This window comes from Streptomyces sp. SAS_270, assembly GCF_052543295.1.
The window spans coordinates 1-23267 of the sequence record NZ_JBMNDS010000006.1; the positions used below are offsets into that span (position 1 = coordinate 1).

General features: G+C 71.3%; 20 protein-coding genes. 10 read left to right on the forward strand and 10 right to left on the reverse strand.

Going from position 1 to position 23267, the window contains the following annotated elements:
• Positions 1 to 104 precede the first annotated feature (104 nt).
• The 4 genes from ACN6LB_RS05940 to rsmI all read right to left on the reverse strand — a co-directional run bounded on the left by ACN6LB_RS05940 (position 105) and on the right by rsmI (position 4092).
• A complete protein-coding gene (locus ACN6LB_RS05940; protein WP_445024852.1) occupies positions 105 to 1520 on the reverse strand; it encodes a ubiquitin-like domain-containing protein in 1416 nt (471 codons plus the stop codon).
• Between the two features lie 143 nt (positions 1521 to 1663).
• Positions 1664 to 2551 (reverse strand): TatD family hydrolase, encoded by an 888-nt coding sequence (locus ACN6LB_RS05945; protein WP_445024853.1) that lies wholly within the window; start codon positions 2549 to 2551, stop codon positions 1664 to 1666.
• A gap of 47 nt (positions 2552 to 2598) precedes the next feature.
• Positions 2599 to 3006, reverse strand: coding sequence for a hypothetical protein (locus ACN6LB_RS05950; RefSeq protein ID WP_445024854.1), 408 nt, complete (start codon positions 3004 to 3006; stop codon positions 2599 to 2601).
• 198 nt (positions 3007 to 3204) lie between these two features.
• Positions 3205 to 4092 (reverse strand): 16S rRNA (cytidine(1402)-2'-O)-methyltransferase, encoded by an 888-nt coding sequence (gene rsmI / locus ACN6LB_RS05955; protein WP_356145908.1) that lies wholly within the window; start codon positions 4090 to 4092, stop codon positions 3205 to 3207.
• A 62-nt stretch (positions 4093 to 4154) separates the two neighbouring features.
• On the opposite strand from rsmI, the gene ACN6LB_RS05960 reads away from it, so the two are divergent.
• The 3 genes from ACN6LB_RS05960 (at position 4155) to ACN6LB_RS05970 (ending at position 9437) form a co-directional block, all read left to right on the forward strand.
• The gene (locus ACN6LB_RS05960; protein ID WP_445024855.1) at positions 4155 to 5894 is read left to right on the forward strand and encodes a dolichyl-phosphate-mannose--protein mannosyltransferase; all 1740 of its coding nucleotides are present in this window, start codon (positions 4155 to 4157) and stop codon (positions 5892 to 5894) included.
• Between the two features lie 117 nt (positions 5895 to 6011).
• On the forward strand, positions 6012 to 7658 hold the full coding sequence (locus tag ACN6LB_RS05965) for a penicillin-binding transpeptidase domain-containing protein (protein WP_445024856.1): 1647 nt from the start codon (positions 6012 to 6014) through the stop codon (positions 7656 to 7658).
• 102 nt (positions 7659 to 7760) lie between these two features.
• The gene (locus ACN6LB_RS05970; protein ID WP_445024857.1) at positions 7761 to 9437 is read left to right on the forward strand and encodes a penicillin-binding transpeptidase domain-containing protein; all 1677 of its coding nucleotides are present in this window, start codon (positions 7761 to 7763) and stop codon (positions 9435 to 9437) included.
• Positions 9438 to 9439: 2 nt separating this feature from the next.
• Here the strand turns inward: ACN6LB_RS05970 and ACN6LB_RS05975 are convergent, their stop codons facing one another.
• Positions 9440 to 9799, reverse strand: a complete 360-nt coding sequence (locus ACN6LB_RS05975; protein WP_445024858.1) for an SsgA family sporulation/cell division regulator — start codon at positions 9797 to 9799, stop codon at positions 9440 to 9442.
• Positions 9800 to 9970: 171 nt separating this feature from the next.
• On the opposite strand from ACN6LB_RS05975, the gene ACN6LB_RS05980 reads away from it, so the two are divergent.
• The 6 genes from ACN6LB_RS05980 to ACN6LB_RS06005 all read left to right on the forward strand — a co-directional run bounded on the left by ACN6LB_RS05980 (position 9971) and on the right by ACN6LB_RS06005 (position 14880).
• A complete protein-coding gene (locus ACN6LB_RS05980; protein WP_356145923.1) occupies positions 9971 to 11017 on the forward strand; it encodes an energy-coupling factor ABC transporter permease in 1047 nt (348 codons plus the stop codon).
• A gap of 1 nt (position 11018) precedes the next feature.
• Entirely contained in the window at positions 11019 to 11780 is a 762-nt protein-coding gene (gene cbiQ, locus ACN6LB_RS05985; protein ID WP_356145926.1) for a cobalt ECF transporter T component CbiQ, read from the forward strand.
• Positions 11768 to 12526, forward strand: coding sequence for an energy-coupling factor ABC transporter ATP-binding protein (locus ACN6LB_RS05990; protein WP_445024859.1), 759 nt, complete (start codon positions 11768 to 11770; stop codon positions 12524 to 12526). The genes cbiQ and ACN6LB_RS05990 overlap by 13 nt, the downstream gene beginning before the upstream one ends.
• The gene (locus tag ACN6LB_RS05995) at positions 12523 to 12996 is read left to right on the forward strand and encodes a MarR family winged helix-turn-helix transcriptional regulator (RefSeq protein WP_445024860.1); all 474 of its coding nucleotides are present in this window, start codon (positions 12523 to 12525) and stop codon (positions 12994 to 12996) included. The genes ACN6LB_RS05990 and ACN6LB_RS05995 overlap by 4 nt, the downstream gene beginning before the upstream one ends.
• Before the next feature lie 182 nt (positions 12997 to 13178).
• Positions 13179 to 13625, forward strand: a complete 447-nt coding sequence (locus tag ACN6LB_RS06000; RefSeq protein WP_356145935.1) for an organic hydroperoxide resistance protein — start codon at positions 13179 to 13181, stop codon at positions 13623 to 13625.
• Between the two features lie 91 nt (positions 13626 to 13716).
• The gene (locus tag ACN6LB_RS06005; protein ID WP_445024861.1) at positions 13717 to 14880 is read left to right on the forward strand and encodes a serine hydrolase domain-containing protein; all 1164 of its coding nucleotides are present in this window, start codon (positions 13717 to 13719) and stop codon (positions 14878 to 14880) included.
• Positions 14881 to 14955: 75 nt separating this feature from the next.
• Here ACN6LB_RS06005 and ACN6LB_RS06010 read toward each other — a convergent pair whose 3' ends face one another.
• The 5 genes from ACN6LB_RS06010 to ACN6LB_RS06030 all read right to left on the reverse strand — a co-directional run bounded on the left by ACN6LB_RS06010 (position 14956) and on the right by ACN6LB_RS06030 (position 19740).
• Positions 14956 to 15231, reverse strand: coding sequence for a DUF1876 domain-containing protein (locus ACN6LB_RS06010; protein WP_356145942.1), 276 nt, complete (start codon positions 15229 to 15231; stop codon positions 14956 to 14958).
• A 90-nt stretch (positions 15232 to 15321) separates the two neighbouring features.
• Positions 15322 to 16167 carry an EamA family transporter gene (locus ACN6LB_RS06015; RefSeq protein WP_445024862.1) on the reverse strand — a complete coding sequence of 282 codons (846 nt, stop codon included), beginning with the start codon at positions 16165 to 16167 and terminating at the stop codon, positions 15322 to 15324.
• Entirely contained in the window at positions 16164 to 16661 is a 498-nt protein-coding gene (locus tag ACN6LB_RS06020; RefSeq protein ID WP_445024863.1) for a YbaK/EbsC family protein, read from the reverse strand. The genes ACN6LB_RS06015 and ACN6LB_RS06020 overlap by 4 nt, the downstream gene beginning before the upstream one ends.
• Before the next feature lie 104 nt (positions 16662 to 16765).
• Positions 16766 to 18997 carry an MMPL family transporter gene (locus tag ACN6LB_RS06025; RefSeq protein ID WP_445024864.1) on the reverse strand — a complete coding sequence of 744 codons (2232 nt, stop codon included), beginning with the start codon at positions 18995 to 18997 and terminating at the stop codon, positions 16766 to 16768.
• Between the two features lie 143 nt (positions 18998 to 19140).
• A complete protein-coding gene (locus ACN6LB_RS06030; protein ID WP_445024865.1) occupies positions 19141 to 19740 on the reverse strand; it encodes a TetR/AcrR family transcriptional regulator in 600 nt (199 codons plus the stop codon).
• A gap of 255 nt (positions 19741 to 19995) precedes the next feature.
• Here ACN6LB_RS06030 and ACN6LB_RS06035 point away from each other — a divergent pair, with 255 nt between their 5' ends.
• The gene (locus ACN6LB_RS06035) at positions 19996 to 23229 is read left to right on the forward strand and encodes a S41 family peptidase (protein ID WP_445024974.1); all 3234 of its coding nucleotides are present in this window, start codon (positions 19996 to 19998) and stop codon (positions 23227 to 23229) included.
• The last annotated feature ends 38 nt before the right edge of the window (positions 23230 to 23267 follow it).

Below are 23267 nucleotides of genomic sequence, written 5' to 3' on the forward strand. Positions count from 1 at the left end.
TCGGGTGCCGGGCAGTACGCCCACGCGGCGACGGGCAAGACGTACCGGCACGGACCCGACCCACAACGAACCGCACCCCACGACAGGCGCCCACGCCAGCAATGTCATCCACGCAACCGCCCCCCGCAATGCGGCCAAGGACTGGCCCCCCGCCGCACATAAAGCTTCTTCGCCCGGAACGTCTGTTCGGTGGCCGGCGCGTCCTGAGGACGCCCCGCGCCGCCGAGGCTGTGCCAGGTGTGCGTGTCGAACTGGTAGAGCCCGCCGTACGTACCGGAGGGATCCACCGCCCCCGCCCGCCCCCCGGACTCACACGCGGCAAGCCCGGACCAGTTCAGATGGTCCGCGCCCTGCACAGACGTCGGCGGCGGCTTCGTGCCGACCTTCACGACCTGCGTCCGGGGCTCCCGCACCACCTCGGTCCTCACTTGCCGCGGCTTCTGCTTGACGCCGTTGACGATCCGCAGCGAGTACGTGATCCGCCGCACCCCGGCCTGCCCGGCCTGCTCGACGACCTCGGTCCCCCGGAAGAGCGAGGAGTCGTCCGTGCGCTGCACGTCGAACGGGATCGGCTCCTCGCGGACCTCCTTCGACCCGGTGACCCGCATGACGGTGACGGTCTGCCCGTCACGAGGAAAGGTCCCGGGCGCGACGGACGTGGTGTCCTGCCCGTGGAGGGTGATCCCGGCCTCCGCGACGGCGTCGCCGACGGTCGCGGCATTGGTGCGGATGGTCCGTGCCTGCCCGTCGGCCATGACGGTGACGGTCCGTTCGGTGCGGACGTCGAGGGAGAGCCCGGCGCGCCCGATCGGCTGGGAGCGCGAGGTCGACACGTAGGCGCCCTCCGCCCGCACCCCGAGCTGCCTGAGCGCCCCGTCCACGGTGTGCGCGGTGGTCCACACCTGGCGCCGCTGCCCGTCGAGGGTGAGGCGGACGGGCCGCCCGTAGCGGACGGCGACCTCGTCGCCGCTGGCGAGGGCGGTACCGGGGGCGGGCGCGACGATGTCGTGCTCCCCCACCCGTACGCCTTCGTCGGCGAGGAGTTCGGTGACGTCGTCGGCGAACGTGTGCAGCGTGCGGGGCTTGCCGTCGACGCTGAGCTCGATGGCTTTGTCGTTGGCGACGAAGGCGGAGGTGCCGCCGGCGAGGAAGGCGACGACCAGCGCCTGCGGAAGGAGCCGCCGCAGCGGATCGGGCCGCTCGCCGGTCCGCTTGCGCCGTGCCTCCCGCCGCGCCGAGGCACGCCCCCCGACCTCGGAGAGGGTGTCGCCCGCGCCCCCTGGGACCCCCGAGGCACCCGCGGCCCCCTGCCGGGGAAGCCGCGGCTCGGTCGGCGCCTCGGACCCGGCGGAAGGCGCCGGCTCCCACGCCTCGTACGCGGGCCGATACGTGTCGAGGGGCTCACCCTGGCCGTAGGGCGGCGGCTCAGGACTCTCGTACGCCGGGTCATACGTCCCGTACGACCCGTCCATCTCGTACGACCCGTCCATCTCGTACGTCTCGTACTGCGAGTTGCTCACGACGACGCTCCAGGGGCTCCTGATCGGGGCGAGGGCGACCAGAACCTAGCGGAGCGGTCGTCACTCTCCCAAGCAACGCCGCTACGCAGTGTCGCGACACGCTCCCGCGCGCGCCCCCGGAAAAGGCCTGGAAGCGTTATGCGTCAGAAATCGAACGCGCGGGCAGTGTTGGCCGCGACCGCCTCTGCCAGCGCGTCCACCTCGACCCCCCGCACCGCGGCCATGGCGCGCAGCGTGACCGGAATGAGATAGGGAGCGTTGGGCCGTCCGCGGTACGGCGCGGGCGTCAGGAAGGGCGCGTCGGTCTCGACGAGGACGAGTTCCGCGGGGGCGACGGCGAGCGCGTCGCGCAGTGGCTGGGCGTTCTTGAAGGTCATGTTGCCGGCGAAGGACATGAAGTATCCGGAGCGGGCGCAGACCTCGGCCATGGCGGCGTCGCCGGAGTAGCAGTGGAAGACGGTGCGCTCGGGGGCGCCCTCTTCCTTGAGGATGCGCAGGACGTCGCCGTGGGCGTCGCGGTCGTGGATGACCAGGGCCTTGCCGTGCCGCTTGGCGATCTCGATGTGGGCGCGGAAGGAACGCTCCTGGGCGGCCTTGCCCTCGGGCCCGGTGCGGAAGTAGTCGAGGCCGGTCTCACCGACGCCCTTGACCTGCGCAAGGGCGGCGAGCCGGTCGATCTCGGCGAGGGCGTCGTCCAGCGCGGTGTCCCCGCCCGGCTGCCGGGCGCCCTGCCGGGACCACCCGTCGGGGTCGCCGTGGACGATACGCGGCGCTTCGTTGGGGTGCAGTGCGACGGTCGCGTGGACGGCGTCGTACGCGGCCGCGGTCTTCGCCGCCCAGCGTGACCCGGCGAGGTCGCAGCCGACCTGCACGACCGCGGTCACCCCGACCGCCGCGGCCTTGGCGAGCGCGTCCTCGACGGTGCCGGACTGCATGTCGAGGTGGGTGTGGGAGTCCGCGACGGGCACCCGGAGGGGCTCGGGAAGCGGGGGCGCGTCGTTGGTGCCGCGGGCCGAGGTGTTCGAAGGCATGCCCCGATCCTACGAACGGGGCATGCCCACCGGACTCCCGGAGGCGGTCAGCCGGCCTTGCGGTGGTGGAAGGGGTGCAGCAGATCCGACAGGTGCCAGTGGTGCTCCCCGCTCTGCGGGGCCCCCTCGGGCGCCCCCTCGGCCTTCCGCGCCGCCGGGGCCCGGTGCGGCTGATGCAGCGAGTTGAGCGCGGAGGACACCTGGCCGGGCCGCATGATGCGCACGACATGGCTGTCGCAGTTCAGGCAGGAGGGCCGGCTCAGCGGCGAGGGCACGACCTTGCCGTCCGCCACGTACGTCACGAACTCGCTGCCTTCGGCGTCGCGGTGGTGCTCGATCTCGTACGACTGCTCCCAGCCGTGCCCGCAGCGCATGCAGGCGAAGGAATACGACTCGTGAACTACGGCGGTGGCCGCGGCGGCGTTGCCGCCGCTCTGCCCTGCGATCTCGCTCATGCCAGCTCCTCTGTCCGCTGGACAGCACCCCCGCCGGGGCGGAGGTGAGGGACGGGTGCGTCCCTTCAACCAGTGGACGCTTCTACCGGCGGATGCGCATCAAGCCTGTCGAGTGTTGGAGGCGATTTGGTCTTTCCTTGTCGCAACACCCCTGGTCCCAGGCCTGGGCTTTGCCTTTCACGCTACTCCTTTGCCCGCTTATGGCGTGCTGCGGGCGGCGTTTTTGGCGGCGACGACGGCATCGAAGACGTCCCTCTTGGGAAGCCCTGCCTCGGCGGCGACGGCGGCGATCGCCTCCTTGCGTCGCTCCCCCGCCTCCTCTCGCACCTGCACCCTGCGTACCAGCTCGTCCGCGTCGAGTTCCCCGGCCGCTTTCTCGGGTGCGCCCTCGACGACGACGGTGATCTCGCCGCGGACGCCCTCGGCGGCCCACGCGGCGAGTTCGCCCAGCGGCCCCCGCTTGACCTCCTCGTACGTCTTGGTCAGCTCGCGGCAGACGGCGGCCCGCCGCTCGGCGCCGAACGCCTCGGCCATCGCGGCGAGCGTGTCGTCGAGCCGGTGGGGCGCCTCGAAGTACACGAGGGTCCGGCGCTCCTCGGCGACCTCCTTCAGCCGTGAGAGCCGTTCCCCGGCCTTTCGCGGCAGGAAGCCCTCGAAGCAGAACCGGTCGACGGGCAGCCCGGACAGCGCGAGCGCGGTGAGGACGGCGGACGGGCCGGGTACGGCGGTGACCTTGATGTCCTTCTCGACGGCGGCCGCGACCAGCCGGTATCCGGGGTCGGACACCGACGGCATCCCGGCGTCGGTCACGAGCAGGACCCGCGAGCCGGCCAGCAGCGCGTCGACGAGCTCGGGCGTGCGCGCCGACTCGTTGCCCTCGAAGTACGACACCACGCGCCCCGAGGTCTGCACCCCGAGCGCCTGGGTGAGGCGCCGCAGCCGCCGGGTGTCCTCGGCGGCGACGACATCGGCGCCGGCCAGTTCCTGGGCGAGCCGGGGCGGCGCGTCCGCGACGTCGCCGATGGGCGTACCCGCGAGCACGAGGATTCCGGCGGGGCTGGTTCCGGTGGGGCTGGTTCCTGTCACGGTTCCATCCTCGCAGGGCCCAGGCACGGGACTCCCACAGATGGGTTCCCTACGATGGCGCGGTGACCAGTACCGCGTCCTCCACGGACACCCGGCAGGGCCAGGCCGCCGAAGAGCAGCGGCCGTCGTGGCAGCAGCGGCTGCGCCGCTTCGGATACACGGCGCCGTCGAGAAGCGATGTGCGTGACCGCCTCGTGCCGCCGTACACCCGGCCCAGCCCGCGTATCTGGGCCGTGCTCGGCCTGCGCCAGGAGGTGGGCGAGCGCATCACGCGCTGGTCGGGGTGGGGCGGCCCGCTGCTCGTGACGCTGATGGCCGGGCTGATGCGGTTCTGGCACCTGGGCAGCCCGAAGGCGGTGATATTCGACGAGACGTACTACGCCAAGGACGCCTGGGCGCTCATCCACCGCGGGTTCGAGACCAACTGGGCCAAGGACGCCAACGACCTGGTCCTGCAGGGCGGCAGCCAGGTCAGCCCCACCGGCGACGCCGCGTACGTCGTGCATCCGCCGGTCGGCAAGTACGTCATCGGGCTCGGCGAGTGGATCTTCGGGTTCGACCCGTTCGGCTGGCGGTTCATGACGGCGGTGCTCGGCACGCTCTCCGTTCTGCTGCTGTGCCGGATCGGCCGCCGGATCTTCCGTTCGACGTTCCTGGGCTGCCTGGCGGGCGCGCTGATGGCGGTGGACGGCCTGCACTTCGTGATGAGCCGCACCTCGCTGCTCGACGGCGTGCTGATGTTCTTCGTGCTCGCGGCCTTCGGCTGCCTGGTCCTCGACCGTGACAGGGCGCGTGCCCGGCTCGCGGCGGCGCTGCCCGCCGACGCGGACGGTGTCGTACGCCCGGACCCGCACATCGCCGAGACGACCCGCCTCGGCCGGCGCCCCTGGCGCTGGACGGCCGGTCTGATGCTGGGCCTGGCGCTGGGCACCAAGTGGAACGCGCTGTACATCCTGGCCGCGTTCTGTGTGATGGCGGTCCTGTGGGACGTGGGCGCGCGCCGGGTCGCGGGCGCCCGGCACCCGTACACGGCCGTCCTCAAGCACGACACGGGCCTGGCGTTCCTGGCCACCGTGCCGGTCGCGGTCGCCGTCTACCTGGTCTCCTGGACGGGCTGGATCCTCTCCCCGACCAACGGCAGCGGCGGCTACTACCGCAACTGGGCCGCGACCGACGGCAAGGGCGGCAGCTGGACGTTCCTGCCGGACTGGCTGCGCAGCCTGTGGCACTACGAGCACGAGGTGTACAAGTTCCACGTCGGCCTGTCGTCCCCGCACACGTACCAGTCGAACCCGTGGAGCTGGATCGTCGACGGCCGCCCGGTGTCGTACTTCTACGAGTCCCCGGCGCCCGGCAAGGACGGCTGCCCGGTCGACGCGGGCGAGAAGTGCGCCCGTGAGGTCCTGGCGATCGGCACCCCGCTGCTGTGGTGGGCGGCCTGCTTCGCGGTGCTGTACGTGCTGTGGCGCTGGGCGTTCCGTCGCGACTGGCGGGCGGGCGCGATCGCGTGCGGCATCGCGGCGGGCTATCTGCCCTGGTTCATGTACCAGGAGCGGACGATCTTCTACTTCTACGCGGTCGTCTTCGTGCCGTTCCTGTGCCTGGCCGTGGCGATGATGATCGGCGCGATCCTCGGCCCACCCGGCTCCGGCGAACGCCGCCGGGTGATGGGCGCGACGGCCGCGGGCGTCCTGGTCCTGCTGATCGCCTGGAACTTCATCTATTTCTGGCCGCTCTATACCGGAACGGCTATTCCGATCGATTCCTGGCGATCCCGTATGTGGCTGGACACCTGGGTCTAACGATTCAGAGAACGCTTACCCCACGGGCCACTCCCTCCGCATACAGTGCGATGCAGACCACCATTTCTGAACGCGTTCAGAAGTTCGGGGAGGGGTCCACGGGGAGGGAAGCGCCCGATGCGCAAGGGGGCAAAGGCCGCCATCGTCGGCACGGTGTTCGCCGTGATGGTGGGGGGCGCCGGATACGGCGCGTACAACGTGGTGACCGCGATCAGCGGGGACGAGGGGGGTTCGGGACCGGCGGGGGCCGTGACCAAGAAGAGCGGGCCGCTGTCGAAGGACGAGGTCAAGGACAGCAGCAGCAAGTTCTTCACCGCCTGGGAGAAGGCCGAGCCGGCCGAGGCCGGGGGTTACACGAACTTCCCGGAAGCCGCCGAGAAGCTCCTGACCGCCTACGGCACCGACGCGCACATCACCCATGTGAAGATCAAGACCCACACCGTCATCGGCACGACCGTGTCCTTCGCCGTCGACGCGACGGTGTCGTACGACGGGAAGAGCAAGCCCCTGGCGTACGACTCCGAGCTGAAGGTCGTGCGCGGGGCCAGCACCGGCGCTCCGCTGGTCGACTGGCAGCCGTCCGTGATCCACCCCGATCTGCGTAGGGACGACACCCTGTTCACGGGCGAGGCGTCGAGCCCGCCGATCGAGGCCGTGGACCGCAGTGGCGTCGTCCTGACCAAGGAGAAGTTCCCCTCGCTCGGGCCGATCCTGGACGAGCTGCGCGCCAAGTACGGCGACACGGCGGGCGGCACCCCCGGCGTCGAGCTGGCGATCCGGCGCGCGGACGACAACGCGCCCGACAAGACGCTGGTGACCCTCGCCAAGGGCAGGGCCGGCAAGCTGCGCACGACGCTCTCCGCGACCGCGCAGGGCGCCGCCGAGAAGGCGGTCAAGGAGTACGACGAGTCGTCGGTGGTCGCGGTGAAGCCGAGTACCGGTGAGGTGCTGGCGGTGGCGAACCACCGCGCGGACGGGTTCAACGCGGCGTTCCAGGGGACGCTGGCGCCGGGCTCCACCATGAAGATCATCACCTCGGCGATGCTGATCGACAACGGTGTCGCGTCGATGAGCAGCCCGGCGCCGTGCCCGCAGACGGCGACCTGGCAGAGCCAGACCTTCCACAACCTCACGAGCATGAAGCCCAACCCGGGCGCGACTCTCGCCAACAGTTTCGCGCGGTCCTGCAACACGGCCTTCGTGAAGCTCGTCGACGGCACCGAGGCGCATCCGCTCACGGACGCGTCGCTGACCACCGAGGCGCAGGAGCACTTCGGGCTCGGGCAGAACAACTGGAAGACCGGTATCGCGTCCTTCGACGGCAAGGTCCCCGCCTCCGCGGGCCCGGACCGCGCCGCCAACGCCATCGGCCAGGGCCAGGTCCAGATGAGCCCGCTGAACATGGCGTCGGTGACGGCGACCGCGATCACGGGCGCCTTCCGCCAGCCGGTGATCGTGTCCCGGAAGGTCGACGACCGCCAACTGGCCACCGCGCGCGGCCTGTCGCCGAACACGGTCGCGCAGCTGAGGTCGATGATGCGGCTCACCGCGACCAGCGGCACCGCCGCGCAGGTCATGGCCGGGCTCGGCGGGGACATCGGCGCGAAGACCGGCTCCGCCGAGGTCGACGGCCAGTCGAAGTCCAACAGCTGGTTCACCGGCTACCGCAATGACATCGCGGCCGCGGCGATGACCCAGGAGGGCGGGCACGGCGGGGACGCGGCGGGCCCGATTGTCGCGGACGTGCTACGAACTGGTGGCTGAAGTCACCCGTGTCGTACCGGGACCCTAGGGTGGTGCCTCTCGTTGTGATGCGTGAGGGCACCCGGGGGGCGCCAGGGGAACCGGCACGGAGGATCTGGAGCTGTGGGCAAGAGAAGGCGCGCCTCCGAGCGCACCGGCAGTAAGCGCGGTCCGCTCGTGATCGGGCTGGTCACCGTGGTCGCCGCGGGCGGCGCGATCGGCGCGTACACGCTCTACGGCGGGGGCGGCGCCGCGGCCGAGGACCGCACGTCGGCGACGGGCGACCACAAGGCCGTGAAGTCGGGCCCGGTGTCGGCGACCGAGATCCGCACGACGGCGACGGCCTTCCTCACCTCCTGGCAGCACGGCCAGGTCGCGAAGGCCGCCGCCGCCACGGACGACTCGGCGGCGGCGGCGAAGACCCTGACCGGCTACACCAAGGACGCGCACATCACCGGCGTCACGCTCACCGGCGGGACGCGCAAGGGGGCCACCGTCCCGTTCTCGGTGAAGGCGACGGTGACGTACAAGGGCAAGAGCAAGCCGCTGGCGTACGAGTCGAGGCTGACGGTCGTGCGGCGCGCCAAGGACGGGGTGCCGCTGGTGAGTTGGGAGCCCTCCGTGGTGCACCCGGCTCTGACCGAGGGCGACCGACTGGTGACCGGCGCCTCGGGCACGCCCCCGGTCAAGGCGCTGGACCGCGACGGCGGCGAGCTGACGGCGGCCAAGTACCCCTCCCTCGGCACGGTCCTCGACGGACTGCGGGAGAAGTACGGCAAGAAGGCCGGCGGCAGCGCGGGCATCGAGCTGCGGGTGGTGCGCAAGGCGGCGAAGAAGGGGGCGGACAAGACCCCCGACAAGACGCTGCTGACGCTGAGCGAGGGCACGCCCGGCACCGTGAGGACGACGCTGAGCCCGGCGATCCAGGCGAAGGCCGAGCAGCAGGTGCTGACGAAGGCGCGCTCCTCGGTCGTGGTCATGCGCCCCTCGACGGGTGAGATCCTCGCCGTCGCCAACCAGTCCCACGGCTTCAACACGGCGTTCCAGGGCTCGATGGCGCCGGGTTCGACGATGAAGATCGTGACGTCGACGCTGCTGTTCGAGAAGAACCTGGCGAAGGCGGACAAGGTGCACCCCTGCCCCAAGACCGTCACGTACGGCCACTGGAAGTTCCACAACGACGACGACTTCGAGATCAAGGGCGGCACGTTCAAGGGCAGCTTCGCCCGGTCCTGCAACACGGCCTTCATCAGCCAGGCGAAGAAGCTGAAGGACGCCGACCTGACCGCGACCGCCCAGCGGATCTACGGCCTGAGCATGAACAACTGGGCCATCGGCGTCCCGTCCTTCGACGGTTCGGTGCCCGTGCAGCGCGACGCGCAGATGGCGGCCTCGCTCATCGGCCAGGGCGCGGTGCGCATGAACCCGCTGAACATGGCGTCGGTGGTCTCGACGGCGAAGACGGGCGTGTTCCACCAGCCCTACCTGGTCTCCCCGTCGGTGGACGGCCGCTCGCTCGCGAAGGCGACCGGCACGATGTCGTCGTCGACGCGGGCCCAGCTGCGGGAGGTCCTGCAGTACACGGCGGCGGCCGGCACGGCGGCGGAGGCGATGGCGGGCCTCGGTCCGGACGACGGTGCGAAGACAGGTTCGGCGGAGGTCGACGGCCAGAAGAAGCCGAACGGCTGGTTCACCGCGTGGAAGGGCGACCTGGCGGCGGCGGGTGTCGTGCAGGCCGGCGGCCACGGCGGCGACTCGGCGGGCCCGATCGTGGCGGCCTTGCTGCGGGCGGGCAGCTGAGCTCAGCGGGCCACCGGGGTCCCGGCGGCCGTGTACGTACGGCGCAGGAAGCGGATCAGCGCCTTCGACTCGAACTGCACGACCGCCACCCCGTGGGAGGAGTGGAACTCCAGGACGGCCTGCACGCGTCCGCACGGCCAGACGCGGACGTCTCCGCTGGCGACGGGGGCCCGCAGCCCCTGTTCGAGGAGGTCGCGGTTGAAGACCCACTCGTGCGGGCCGGGCAGCGTGATCTGCACCAGGCGGGGGTCGGTCTCGGGGTCGTAGCGCAGGGCGACGGGGACGGCTCGGTGTTCGTCGTCGACGGAGTCCGCGGTGTCCGTGACGATATGGGCGCGTGCGTACTGTTCGACGGCGGACATGAGCCGACTCCTTACGCTGCGTAACCTGTGCGGAGGATGTGAATCCGCCCGCTTCTCCAATGTCGCACATTCCCTCGAATCCGCCTCCGCACCCCCATCGAGCAGCACCGCAGCCAATTCATAGACACACGCTCTTGCAAGCCGTTCGCAACAAGCCACTATTATCGAACGGTGCATGTGCCTGACGGATTCATCAACGCCCCTGTCTCCGCGGTCGCCGGAGTGGTCGCCGCCGGTGCCGTCGCCGTGTCCCTCAAGGGAGCCCGGCGCGAACTCGACGAGAAGACCGCCCCGCTCGCCGGCCTCGTCGCCGCGTTCATCTTCGCCGTGCAGATGCTGAACTTCCCGGTCGCCGCCGGGACCAGCGGCCATCTGCTCGGTGGCGCGCTCGCGGCGATCCTCGTCGGCCCCTTCACCGGCGTCCTGTGCGTCTCGGTGGTCCTGCTGATGCAGGGCATCCTCTTCGCGGACGGCGGCCTCACCGCGCTCGGCGTGAACATCACCGACATGGCGATCGTCACGACGGTGGTGTCCTACGCCGTCTTCCGCGGCCTGGTGAAGGTGCTTCCGCGCGGGCGGCGGTCGATCACCGCGGCCGCGTTCGTCTCGGCACTGCTGTCCGTGCCCGCCGCGGCCGTCTGCTTCACCTTCATCTACGCGCTCGGCGGCACCACCGACGTGCCGATCGGCAAGGTGGCCACGGCCATGATCGGCGTGCACGTCCTCATCGGCATCGGCGAGGCCGCGATCACCGCGCTGACCGTCGGCGCCGTCATCGCCGTACGACCCGATCTCGTGTACGGCGCCCGCGGGCTGCAGCAGCGCCTCAAGCTCCGCGTCGGCGGCGAACTGGTCGACGCGCCCGCGGCGGTTCCCGTGGCGGCCCGCTCCTCGCACCGCAAGGTGTGGCTCACCGGCCTCGCCGCCTCCCTCCTCCTCGCGGGCGTCGTCAGCTTCTACGCCTCCGCCAGCCCCGACGGCCTGGAGAAGGTCGCCAAGGACCAGGGCATCGACCAGAACACCAAGAAGCACCACACCGAGGACTCCCCGCTCGCCGGATACGGCGTCAGGGACATCGCGGACGCCCGGCTCTCCGGCGGTCTCGCGGGTGTGATCGGCGTCGGCGCCACCGTCCTCACGGGCAGCGGGATCTTCTGGGCGGTCCGCAGGCGCCGTACGAACGCCACCTCCCCCGCGTCCCTGCCCGAAGGCGTCTGACATGGGCGCGGGCCACGCCCACAAGCTCTACCGGCACGGGCACTCGCCGGTGCACTCCCTGCCGCCGCACACCAAGCTGGCGGCGGCCTTCGCCTTCGTGGTCGTGGTCGTCTCCACACCGCGCGAGGCCATGTGGGCGTTCGCGCTGTACGCGGCACTGCTCGCGGTCGTCGCGCACCGGGCCCGTGTCCCGGCCGCCTTCCTGCTCAAGCGGCTGCTGATCGAGATCCCGTTCGTGGCCTTCGCGGTACTGATGCCGTTCGTGGCGCAGGGCGAGCGGGTGGACGTCCTCGGCCTCTCGCTGAGCGTCAACGGACTGTGGGGCGCCTGGAACGTGCTGGCCAAGGGCACCCTCGGCGTCGCCGCCTCCGTCCTGCTCGCCTCCACCACCGAACTGCGCGAACTGCTGCTCGGCCTCCAGCGGTTGAAGCTCCCGCCGCTCCTCGTGCAGATCGCCTCCTTCATGATCCGCTACGGCGATGTCATCACGGACGAGATGCGGCGGATGCGGATCGCGCGGGAGTCGCGCGGGTTCGAGGCGCGCGGGGTCCGGCACTGGGGCGTCCTCGCCAAGTCGGCGGGCGCGCTCTTCATCCGCTCCTACGAACGCGGGGAGCGGGTGCATCTGGCCATGGTCAGCCGGGGGTACGCCGGTTCGATGCCGGTGATCGACGAGGTGACCGCGTCCCGGGCGCAGTGGTCGTACGCCCTCGCCCTGCCGGTCGCCGCCCTTGTCGTGTGTCTGTTGGGATGGACCCTGTGACTGCTTCCCTGGAGGTCTCCGGCCTCGCCTTCGCCTACCCCGACGGCCATCAGGCCCTCTTCGGCGTGGACTTCACCATCGCCCGCGGCGAGCGCGTAGCGCTGCTCGGCCCGAACGGCGCCGGCAAGACCACCCTCGTCCTGCACCTCAACGGCATCCTGGCCGGTGGCGCCGGAACCGTGACGGTGGCCGGGCTCCCGGTCGGCAAGCAGCACATGGCCGAGATCCGGCGCAAGGTCGGCGTCGTCTTCCAGGACCCGGACGACCAGCTGTTCATGCCGACGGTGCGGGAGGACGTGGCGTTCGGTCCGGCGTCGGCGGGCATGAAGGGACCCGAGCTGGAGGCCCGGGTGGACAGCGCCCTCTCCCAGGTCGGCATGGCGGAGTTCAAGGACCGCCCGCCGCACCACCTCTCCTTCGGCCAGCGCCGTCGGGTCGCGGTCGCGACGGTGCTCGCGATGCGGCCGGAGATCCTCGTCCTCGACGAACCGTCCTCCAACCTCGACCCCGCCTCCCGGCGTGAACTCGCCGACATCCTGCGGTCGTTGGACGTGACGGTCCTCATGGTCACGCACGACCTGCCGTACGCGCTGGAGCTGTGCCCGCGCTCCCTCGTCCTGAGCGAGGGCACGATCGCGGCCGACGGAAAGACCGGCGAGCTGCTGTCGGACGAGGAGCTGATGCGGGCGCACCGCCTGGAGCTGCCCTTCGGGTTCGACCCGCGCTCCGTGACAATGGGCGCGTGACGAACGAAGAGACGGGCACTTCCGAGGCGCGGGCCGGATCGCTGCTGCTCGACGAGCAGCTGTGCTTCGCGCTGTACGCGGCCCAGCGCGCCGTGACCGCCGCCTACCGCCCACTCCTCGACGAACTCGGCCTGACGTATCCGCAGTACCTGGTCCTCCTCGTCCTGTGGGAGCACGGCGAGACCACGGTCAAGGAGCTGGGCGCGGCCCTGCGGCTCGACTACGGCACGGTGTCGCCGCTGCTCAAGCGCCTGGAGTCGGCCGGTCTCGTACGCCGTGAGCGGTCGGCGCACGACGAGCGCTCGGTGCTCGTCGCGGTCACCGGACGCGGCGAGGAGCTGCGCGAGCGCGCGGCGGGCGTGCCCGGGGCGTTGCTGACGGCGACCGGGCTGAGCGGGGACGAGGTGGCGAGGCTGCGCGGGGAGCTGTGGCGGCTGGCGGAGCGGGCGGACGGGGCGGCGGGGCGCTGATCCCCCGGGAGGGGCGCGTTGATCCCTCGTGAGGGGGCAGGGCGCTGACCCGGGCAGGCAGCTGACGCCGGGTTACCCGCGGTTGCCACCCCCTGGCCGTGACCCGCGAACCTACCGGCCGGTACCTTGTGCACGATGTACTTGCACGCACTTGTGTTGCCCGCTCCGGGGGAGGTCCAGCGATGAGTGACGGCACCGCCGTCGACACCCGTCCGACGAAGATCATGTACGTCGCCGAGGCCACCGCGCACGGCGGCCGGGACGGCTATGTGACCAGCCAGGACGGCCAACTGGAGCTGCGGGTCGCGATGCCGCACGCGCTCGGCGGGGACGGCAACGGCACCAACCCGGAGCAACTGTTCGCGGCCGGGTTCAGCGCCTGCTTCCACAACGCGCTCGTCCTCGTCGGCCGCCGCGCGGGCTACGACCTGTCCGGTTCCACCGTCGCCGCGAAGGTCGGCATCGGCCCCAACAAGCAGCGCGGCTACGGCCTCGCGGTCGCCCTCAGCGTGTCCCTCCCGGTGCTGGACCAGGACCTCGCGACCAAGCTCGTCGACGCGGCCCACGAGGTCTGCCCCTACTCGAACGCGACCCGGGGCAACATCGACGTCACGGTTCTGCTGGGCTGAGCCGCTCGGGCCTGGGAATCGCAGGCGATGAATGGGTGTTGCATCCATTGTCGTAGGCGGTGTCGTGGGCGAACTGAACGGGAGTACGGGCGTGGACGTGAACGGCACGGTGGCCGAGGGCTTCGAACCGGTCAGGGACGCGTTCGCGCGCAACTTCGACGTGCTCGGGGACCGGGGCGCGGCCGTCGCCGTCTACCGGGACGGGCGCAAGGTCGTGGACCTGTGGGGCGGCACGCGGGACGTCGACGGTGCCGAGCCGTGGGAGCGGGGCACCGCGCAGATCGTGCGCTCCGCGACGAAGGGTGTCGCCGCCGCCGTACTGCTGATGCTCGTGGAGCGCGGGCAGCTCGACCTGGACGCTCCGGTGGGCCGCTACTGGCCGCAGTACAAGGCGTACGGCAAGGAGCGGACGCTGGTGCGGCACGTGCTCGCGCACCGCGCCGGGGTGCCCGTCCTCGACCGTCCGCTGACGCCGGCCGAGGCGGCGGACCCCGACTTCGCGGCCGCCGCGATCGCCGCACAGCCGCCCGCCTGGGAGCCCGGCGCCGACCACGGCTACCACGCACAGACGTACAGCTGGCTGACGAACGAACTGGTCCGGCGCGTCACGGACCGGACGATCGGCGAGTGGATCGCGGACGAGATCGCCGGGCCGCTGGGCCTGGACCTGTGGGTCGGCCTGCCGGAGCAACAGGCGCCCCGCGTGGGCCGGGTCGGCCGGATCGAGGCCCCCGCGGCGGACGGCGCGCTGAAGGCCCGCCCCAAGCGGTCGGTCTCCGAGGCCTACGCCGACCCGTCCTCCCTCACCCGCCGCGCCTTCGCCGCGATCACCCCGCAGCCGGACGAGAACGACCCCGCGTACCACAGGGCCGTCCTGCCCGCCTCGAACGGCATCGCCACCGCGGTCGGCCTGGCCCGCTTCTACGCCGCGCTGCTCGGGGAGGTCGACGGCGTACGGCTGCTGGCACCCGGGACGGTCGACCTGGCCCGCACCGAAGCCTCCGCAGGCCCCGACCGCGTCCTGGTCGTGGGTACCCGCTTCGGCCTCGGCTACATGCTGCACGGCACGGCCTCGCCCCTCCTCGGCCCCGGCTCCTTCGGCCACCCGGGCCGCGGCGGCGCCCTCGGCTTCGCCGACCCGGACTCGGGCATCGCCTTCGGCTATGTCACCAACGGCTTCCGTACGAGCGTGACGGCGGACCCGCGGGCGCAGGCGCTGGTACGGGCGGTGCGGGCGGCGGCGTCATCGCTCTGAGTCCGTCCCGGGGACCGCGGTCAGAGCGGGTCAGCGGGTAGGCGGTCAGCGGGTAGGCGGTCAGCGAGTAGGCGGTCAGCGGGTCAGGGAGTGCGATGTCCTCCCGGACGCCTGGTCTATCTCGTCGTGCGCCTTGGTCAGCAGTTGCATCGCGAGTTCGTTCAGCGCGCGAGCCCCCGCGATCTCCTCGCCGACCCTCGGCTGATTCTCGTCCGAGCGGTGGCGGCTGGCATAACCGTGCGCCCGCACCTCCTTCCCGTCGGGCAGCCGTACGAGGGCCGCCGCCCGTGTGCGCTGGTCGTCCTCCTCGAACTCCAGCTCGATGTGCCATCCCACAGCGGTGTGCGTCATGACGATCACCTCCGAAACCGCTGCTTCCAGAGTGCTCCTCCAGGGCCGTCGCCGCACGGGCCACCGGCCCCGGGATCTGCCGCGGCCCCGCTATCCCGCGTGCAGCATCAGCCCGATCCCCACGACCAGCAGCCCCGCCGCCGCGATCCTCGGCGCCCCGAACCGCTCCTTGAAGAAGACGGCGCCTATCGCGGCACCGACGATGATCGACGACTCGCGGAGCGCGGCGATCGGGGCCAGCTCCGCACGGGTCTGGGCCCACAGGACGAGCCCGTACGCCGACACGGAGAGCGCCGCTCCGAGGAAGCCGACCCCGGCGAAGGGCCGCAGGATCGCCGCGGTCCCGCCCCGCCAGCGCCATACCGCGTACGCCGGGACGACCACGCCCTCGACCGCCATCAGCCACGCGATGTACCCGAGGGAGGAGCCCGACGCGCGCACGCCGAGCCCGTCGACCACCGTGTACGCCGCGATCGTCAGCCCGGTGGCCAGCGCCGCCCCGATCGCCGCCCAGTTGGGACGGCTCCCGCGCAGCCCCCACAGCGCCACCCCGGTCAGCCCGGCGCACGACACGGCGATGCCCGCCGCCGCCCAGCCGTCGGGCACCTCGTGCGCGAACAGCGCCGCGAGCCCCGTGACGACCAGCGGCGCGGTCCCGCGCGCGATCGGGTACGCCTGTCCGAAGTCCCCCAGCCGGAAGGACCGCATGAGCAGTACGTAGTACGCGACATGGATGACGGCGGAGGCGATCAGATACGGCCACGCCCCGGCCGCCGGAAACGGCACGAACGGCGCCATGGCCATCCCGATCAGGGCCCCGCCGCCCGCGATCAGTGTGAAGCCGACCAGCTTGTCGGTGATGTGGTGCGCGATGGCGTTCCAGCTCGCGTGGGTGACCGCGGCGAACAGCACCGCCGCGGTCACCAGGGGCGTCACGAGGTCTGCTCGCGCACGTCCACGAGCGCCGCGCCGGCATGCGCGATCAGCGCCTTCGGTTCCATCGGGAACACGGCGTGCGGGGTCCCGGCCGCCGCCCACACCACGTCGTGGTCCAGCAGTGAACGGTCGGCGAGGACACGGGTCTTCGTACGGTGCCCGAAGGGCGGCACGCCCCCGATCGCGTACCCGGTCGTCTCCCGTACGACGTCGGCCCTGGCCCGGGTGACCTTCTCGACGCCGAGCGCCTGCCGGACGAGTTCCAGGTCGACGCGGGACGACCCGTCCATGAGGACGAGCACCGGTACCCCGTCCGCCGCGAAGATCAGCGACTTGCAGATCTGGCTCAGTTCACAGCCGATCGCAGCGGCGGCCTCGGCGGCGGTACGGGCGCCTTCCGGGAAGTGCCGGACCTGCGAGGGCAGTTCGTCCAGGCCCAGCTCGCGCAGGGCCTCGGCGAAGCGGGGGTGGGCTCCTGATTCCGAAGACGTCATGAAACGCAGGCTAGCTGCCCGTTACATGCGTCACGAACGAATTCCAAGGCGGAAGGGGGCCCCGCCGAGCAGCGGGGCGCCCTTCTCGTGCCGGCCGGGAGGGATCAGACCCGTGCCAACTCCCGGTCCTCGTCCGCGTCGTCGTCCTTCGGGCGGTCGTGCGCGCGCAGACCCTCGCCCTCGACGTCGACGTTCGGCAGGGCGCGGTCGAGCCACTTCGGGAGCCACCAGGCCTTCTTGCCCAGCAGGGCGAGGACGGCCGGGACGATGGCCATACGGACGACGAACGCGTCGAAGAAGACGGCGATCGCGAGGCCGAAGCCGATCATCTTGATCATCGACTCGCTGGAGCCGATGAAGCCGGAGAAGACGGCGATCATGATGACGGCGGCTGCGGTGACCACACGGGCCCCGTACTTGAAGCCCGTCACGATGGCCTGGCCGGGCTTCTCCCCGTGGACGTACGCCTCGCGCATGCGGGTCACGAGGAACACCTCGTAGTCCATGGCGAGACCGAAGACGACGCCCACCATGAAGATCGGCATCATCGACATGACCGGACCGGTCTCCTCGACGCCCATCAGGCCTGCCAGCCAGCCCCACTGGAAGACCGCGACGACGGCGCCCAGGGCCGCCATCACGCTCAGCAGGAAGCCGAGCGCCGCCTTCAGCGGGACCAGGATCGAGCGGAAGACCACGATCAGCAGGAGGAAGGCCAGGCCGACCACCAGGATGAGGTACGGGATGAGCGCGTCGTTGAGCTTCTGCGAGACGTCGATGTTCATCGCCGTGGAGCCGGTGACGAGGGTGCTCGCCTCCGTGTCGGCCTTGATGTCGCCGCCCGCGTCACGGATGGCGTGGACCAGGTCCTCGGTCTGCGTCGAGGAGGGCTTCGACTTCGGGATGACGCTGATCGTCGCGGTGTCGCCGGCCTTGTTGGGCGCCGGCGGGGTCACCGTCACGACCCCCTTGAGCCCCTTGATCTCGTCCTTGACCCTGGTGAACGCCGCGTCGGGGTCCTTGCTCGCCTTCGCGTCGACGACGACCAGCAGCGGCCCGTTGAAGCCGGGGCCGAAGCCGTCCGACAGCAGGTCGTACGCCCGGCGCTGCGTCGTGGACGTCGGCTGCGAGCCGTCGTCGGGCAGGCCCAGCTCCAGCGAGGACGCCGGGATGGCCGCGGCACCGAGGCCCACGACACCGAGGAGCAGGACGGCGATCGGACGCCGTACGACGAACCTCGCCCAGCGCGTGCCCATGTTCGGCTTGTCGGGGTTCTGCGCCGCCTTCCTGGCCGCGCGCCCGCCGCCGAGCACCTTGCTCTTCTCGCCCGCGGGCTTGACCTTCTTGCCCGCGTAGCCCAGCAGGCCCGGGATCAGGGTCAGCGCGATGAGGACGGCGATGGCGACCGTGCCCGCGGCCGCGACGCCCATCTTGGTGAGCATCGGGATGTTGACGACCGCCAGGCCGACCAGGGCGATCACGACCGTCAGGCCCGCGAAGACCACCGCGGAGCCCGCCGTGCCGACGGCGCGGCCCGCCGCCTCCTCGCGCTCCCGGCCCTCGGCCAGTTCGGCGCGGTAGCGGGAGACGATGAAGAGGGCGTAGTCGATGCCGACCGCGAGGCCGATCATCATCGCGAGCGTGGAGGTGGTGGAGCCGAGGTCGAGCGCCTTCGCCAGGGCGGTGATCGTCGAGACACCGATCCCGACGCCGATCAGCGCGGTCAGCAGCGGCAGCCCGGCCGCGATCAGCGAGCCGAAGGTGATGACGAGGACGACCGCGGCGACCGCGATGCCGATGACCTCGGTGGACCCGGTCTCGGGCACGGCCTGCAGCGCGTCACCGCCGACCTCCACGGTCAGCCCGGTGTCCCGCGCGACCTGCGCCGCCTCCTTCAGGGCGTCCTTGGAGGCGTCCTTCAGCTCCATGCCGGAGACGTCGTACCTGACCTGCGTGTACGCGATCCTGCCGTCCTTGGAGACGGAGCCGGACTTGTAGGGGTCGGTGACGGAGGTGACCTCCGAGCCGTCGCGCAGTTCGTTGACGGTCTTGTGGACGGCGGCCTTGTTGGCCGCGGACGTCATCTTCTCGCCGCTCGGCGCCTTGAAGACGACCCGCGCGGTCGCGCCGTCGGCGGTCGTCCCGGGGAAGCGGCTCTCCAGCAGGTCGAAGGCCTTCTGGGCCTCGGTGCCGGGAACGGAGAAGGAACTGGAGCCCGCGGTGGGCGCGGAGGCGGCGCCGACGCCCGCGAGCGTCAGCAGCGCCACCCATATCAGGGCGACGAAGTGCCGTCGCCGGAAGGCGAGTCGGCCGAGTTTGTAGAGAAACGTGGCCACGAAGACGTACTCCCGGTCAGGTCGTGGGGGCGGTTCTGGGCAGGGGTGATCAGCCCTGCGGGGAGGCAGGGGTGACCGTCCCGACGACGTGAGCGGTGACGTCAGGTACTCGGACAGGCAAGGGGATCGGGAACTGCGGGGATCTACCGGATGCCGAGGGCGGGGAGGACCACGGCGTCGATGTACGAGAGGAGGAAGGCCTGCGTCGGCGGCTTCTCGTCGATCAGTGTGCGGGCGGCGAACCCGCCCAGCATCATGTGCATCATGTAGTCGATCGCCGGGTTGTTCGCACGGACCTCACCCCGGTCGACCGCGCGCTGCACGACTCGACGGAACTCCGCCATCTCCGGCTCGATGAGATGTTCCTTGAACGCGTTCAGCAGGTCCGGGTTGCTGTGGACCGCCATGGCCAGGCCCCGCATCAGCGCGGAGTTCTGCTCCATCTCGCAGTCGTCCGAACGCAGGGTGAGGGCGTGCAGATCACCCTTGAGCGACCCGGTGTCGATGTCGGCGAGGCCCATGCCGCCCGGCTTGTTGTGCCGCACGGCCTTCGCGACGAGCTCGGCCTTGCCGCCCCACTGGCGGTAGAGCGTGGCCTTGCTGGACTTCGTACGGGCGGCGACGGCGTCCATGGTCAGGGCGTCGTAGCCGACTTCGCGGAGCAGGTCGAGCACGGCCATGTACAACTCGGCCTCACGCTCGGGCGTGATCCGACTGCGCCGCACCGTCGCGGTCTCAGTCATCCCACTCACCTTCCTCTTCCTCTGTCCCTGCTCCGAACGACACGGTTTCGTACCTCCGTACATCCATGAAGATACCCCGAGAGCTAGCGAAACGAAACCGTTTCGTACGTGGGTTGTGTCACTCCTGTCGCGTTTTCATAAGTTGCCCGAGGCCGTCCCCCGGAAAAGCATGAGTAGGTGAGCGACGCCAGCGACCCGTACGAGAACGCGACCACCGACCCGACCACGACCGCCGGCCCGACCGACCCCGGCTATCTGCGCTTCCCGCACCTCAGCGGCGACCGGCTGTGCTTCGCGGCCGAGGACGACCTCTGGGTGGCTCCCTTGGACGGGCCCGGCCGCGCCTGGCGGCTCACGGTCGACCGCACCAAGGTCGGCCACCCGCGGTTCTCGCCCGACGGGCGGCACATCGCGTACACGAGCTGGCGCAGCTTCGTCCCCGAGATCCATCTCGCGCCGGTGGACGGCGGTCCCGAGAAGCGGCTCACCTATTGGGGGAGCGCGGACACCCAGGTCTGCGGCTGGTCCCCGGACGGCGACATCCTCGCCGTCGCCTCGCACGGCCAGCCCTTCTCGTACTTCACCTGGGCCTACAGCGTGCACCCCGACGGCGATCCCGGCGGCCGGCTGCCCTGGGGCCCGGTCTCCGACATCGCCGTCGCCGACATCGACGGCGAACGCAAGACCCTGCTGCTCACCGGCACCCCGCCGCACGAACCGGCCGCCTGGAAGCGCTACCGGGGCGGCGCGACGGGCCGCCTCTGGCTGCACGGACAGCGGATCCTCGCGGACCTCGAAGGCCACCTCCACTCCCCCATGTTCGTCGGCGGCCGCATCGCCTTCCTCTCCGACCACGAGGGCATCGGCAACCTGTACTCGTGCACGTACGAGGGCTCGGACCTGCGCCGGCACACCGACCACGACGCGTTCTACGCCCGGCACGCCGCCTCCGACGGCGCCCGCGTCGTCTACCAGTGCGCCGGCGACCTGTGGATCGTCGACGACCTGGCCGCGGACTCGGTGCCGCGCCGCCTCGACGTACGGCTCGGCGGGCCACGCGCCGGACGGCGTACGTACCCGGTCCCGACGGCCCGGCACATCGACAGCATCTCCGTGGACGAGACGGGCCGGGCCAGTGCCGTCGTCGTCCGCGGCAGCCTGTACTGGCTCACGCACCGCGACGGCCCCGCGCGCACCATCGTCGACACCCCGGGGGTACGCGTCCGGCTTCCCGAGATGCTCGGCTCGGGCGGCCAGGTCGCCTACGTCACGGACGCGGAGGGCGAGGACGCGGTCGAGATCGCCTATCTGCCGCGCGCGACCGGCGACCGTGAGCCGCGCCGGCTGGCCTCCGGCGGTCTGGGCCGCGTGCAGGAACTGGTCTCGGACCCGCGGGGCGAACGGCTCGCGATCGCCTCCAACGACGGGCGGCTGCTCCTCATCGACGCGACCGAGGACTCCAACGGGGAGGTCACCGAGCTGATCCGGTCGATCAACGGCCCGGTGCGCGACCTCGCGTTCTCGCCGGACGGGGCCTGGCTGACGTGGTCGCATCCCGGCATCGGCCGCTCGCTGCGCCAGATCAAGATGGCGCGCGTCTCCCCCACCGGCAAGGGGGACCGGTTGATCGTCGACGTCACCAACGGCCGCTTCGAGGACGAGAACCCGGTCTTCACGCGCGACGGCCGCTATCTGGCGTTCCTGTCGTGGCGGGGCTTCGACCCGGTCTACGACGTCCACACCGGCGACCTCTCCTTCCCGCTGGGCTGCCGCCCCTACCTCGTCCCGCTCTCCTCCGCCACGCCCTCCCCCTTCGCGCTCAACCCGGACGGGCGCCCGGTCGCCGGCGGCCTGGACCCGGTCGAGGAGGAACCGGGCGACGGGTCCACCGCGACCGTCGAGATCGAGGGCCTGGAAGCCCGGGTGACACCCTTCCCGGTCACCGCCTCCAAGTACTCGGCGCTGTACCCGGTCTCGGGCGGCGGTCTGGTCTGGCTGCGCTGGCCCATCTCCGGCGCACTGGGCGAGACCTTCGCGAACCCGGACGACACCTCCGGCCGGCCCACCCTCGAATACTTCAACATCAGCAAGGCGAAGAAGTCCGAACTCGTCGACCACCTCGACTGGTTCGCGGTGAGCGGCGACGGCAGCCGCCTGGTCGTCGTCGACGAGGGCGACCTGCGCGCCGTCCCCTCCACCGAGTCCGGCGACGGCGACTCGACGGTCTGGATCGACCTGCGCCGCATCCTGCACGACGCCGACCCGGCCGCCGAGTGGCGGCAGGCGTACGCGGAGGCGGGCCGCATCATCCGCGCCTACTACTGGGAACCCAAGATGTGCGGCATCGACTGGGACGCGATGCTCGACCAGTACCGCCCGCTGGTCGAACGGGTCGCGTCGCCGGACGAGTTCGCCGATCTGCTGCGCGAGGTGCTCGGCGAGCTGGGCACCTCGCACGCGTACGTGTCCGCCGCCCGCCGCAACGAGGGCCCGCCCCACTACCAGCGCCGGCAGGGCCTGCTCGGCGCCAACTTCGTGCGCCGCGACGGCAGTTGGATGCTCAAGCGGATCCTCCCCGGCGACTCCTCCGACTCCAAGGCCCGCTCCCCGCTGGCCGGCACGGGGATCCGGGAGGGCGCGGTGCTCACCCATGTGGACGGCCGCCCGGTGGACCCGGTCACGGGACCGTACCCGCTGCTCGCGGGCGCGGGCGGTACGACGGTGGAGCTGACGTTCACCCCGGCGGAGGGCGAGGGCCGTTCACGCCGGGTGGCGGTGGTCCCGCTGATCGACGAGCGCCCGCTGCGCTACCAGGACTGGGTGGCCAAACGCCGTGAAGTCGTACGGGAGTTGAGCGGCGGCCGCTGCGGCTATCTGCACATCCCGGACATGGGCGGCTCGGGCTGGGCCCAGTTCAACCGCGACCTGCGCCTGGAGGTCTCCCGCCCGGCCCTCATCGTCGACGTACGCGGCAACGCGGGCGGCCACATCAGCGAGCTGGTGATCGAGAAGCTCACGCGCACCATCCTGGGCTGGGACCTGACGCGCAACGCCCAGCCGGTGTCGTACGCCTCGAACGCCCCGCGCGGCCCGGTCGTCGCCCTCGCGGACGAGGCGACCTCGTCCGACGGCGACATGATCACGGCCGCCTTCAAACTCCTGAAACTGGGCCCGGTCGTCGGCCAGCGCACCTGGGGCGGAGTCGTCGGCATGACCGGCCGCCATCAGCTCGGCGACGGCACGGTCATCACGGTCCCCATGAACGCCGCCTGGTTCGACGCGTACGGCTGGTCCATCGAGAACCGCGGTGTCACCCCCGACCTCGAGATCCACCGCACCCCCCTGGACTGGGCGGAAGGCCGCCACGCCCAACTGGACGACGCCATCCAACTCTCCCTTGACCTGCTGACGACGCACCCCGCGGCGACTCCCCCGGACTACGGAAACGTGCCGGCGCGAACCCGCCCGAAACTCCCGCCGAGGGAGTAGCCCCCCGTGCAACCGCGCCCGGGGACGCGGTTGCACGG

What these genes read in the sequence shown, in the direction of transcription:
- ACN6LB_RS06010 (WP_356145942.1), bottom strand. Translation starts at nt 15,231, where the DNA reads ATGACGCACACCGCTGTGGGATGGCACATCGAGCTGGAGTTCGAGGAG.
- ACN6LB_RS05975 (WP_445024858.1), bottom strand. Translation starts at nt 9,799, where the DNA reads ATGTCCGCCGTCGAACAGTACGCACGCGCCCATATCGTCACGGACACC.
- ACN6LB_RS06030 (WP_445024865.1), bottom strand. Translation starts at nt 19,740, where the DNA reads ATGACTGAGACCGCGACGGTGCGGCGCAGTCGGATCACGCCCGAGCGT.
- ACN6LB_RS06000 (WP_356145935.1), top strand. Translation starts at nt 13,179, where the DNA reads ATGAGTGACGGCACCGCCGTCGACACCCGTCCGACGAAGATCATGTAC.
- ACN6LB_RS05945 (WP_445024853.1), bottom strand. Translation starts at nt 2,551, where the DNA reads ATGCCTTCGAACACCTCGGCCCGCGGCACCAACGACGCGCCCCCGCTT.
- ACN6LB_RS05950 (WP_445024854.1), bottom strand. Translation starts at nt 3,006, where the DNA reads ATGAGCGAGATCGCAGGGCAGAGCGGCGGCAACGCCGCCGCGGCCACC.
- ACN6LB_RS05965 (WP_445024856.1), top strand. Translation starts at nt 6,012, where the DNA reads ATGCGCAAGGGGGCAAAGGCCGCCATCGTCGGCACGGTGTTCGCCGTG.
- cbiQ (WP_356145926.1), top strand. Translation starts at nt 11,019, where the DNA reads ATGGGCGCGGGCCACGCCCACAAGCTCTACCGGCACGGGCACTCGCCG.
- ACN6LB_RS06020 (WP_445024863.1), bottom strand. Translation starts at nt 16,661, where the DNA reads ATGACGTCTTCGGAATCAGGAGCCCACCCCCGCTTCGCCGAGGCCCTG.
- ACN6LB_RS05990 (WP_445024859.1), top strand. Translation starts at nt 11,768, where the DNA reads ATGGACCCTGTGACTGCTTCCCTGGAGGTCTCCGGCCTCGCCTTCGCC.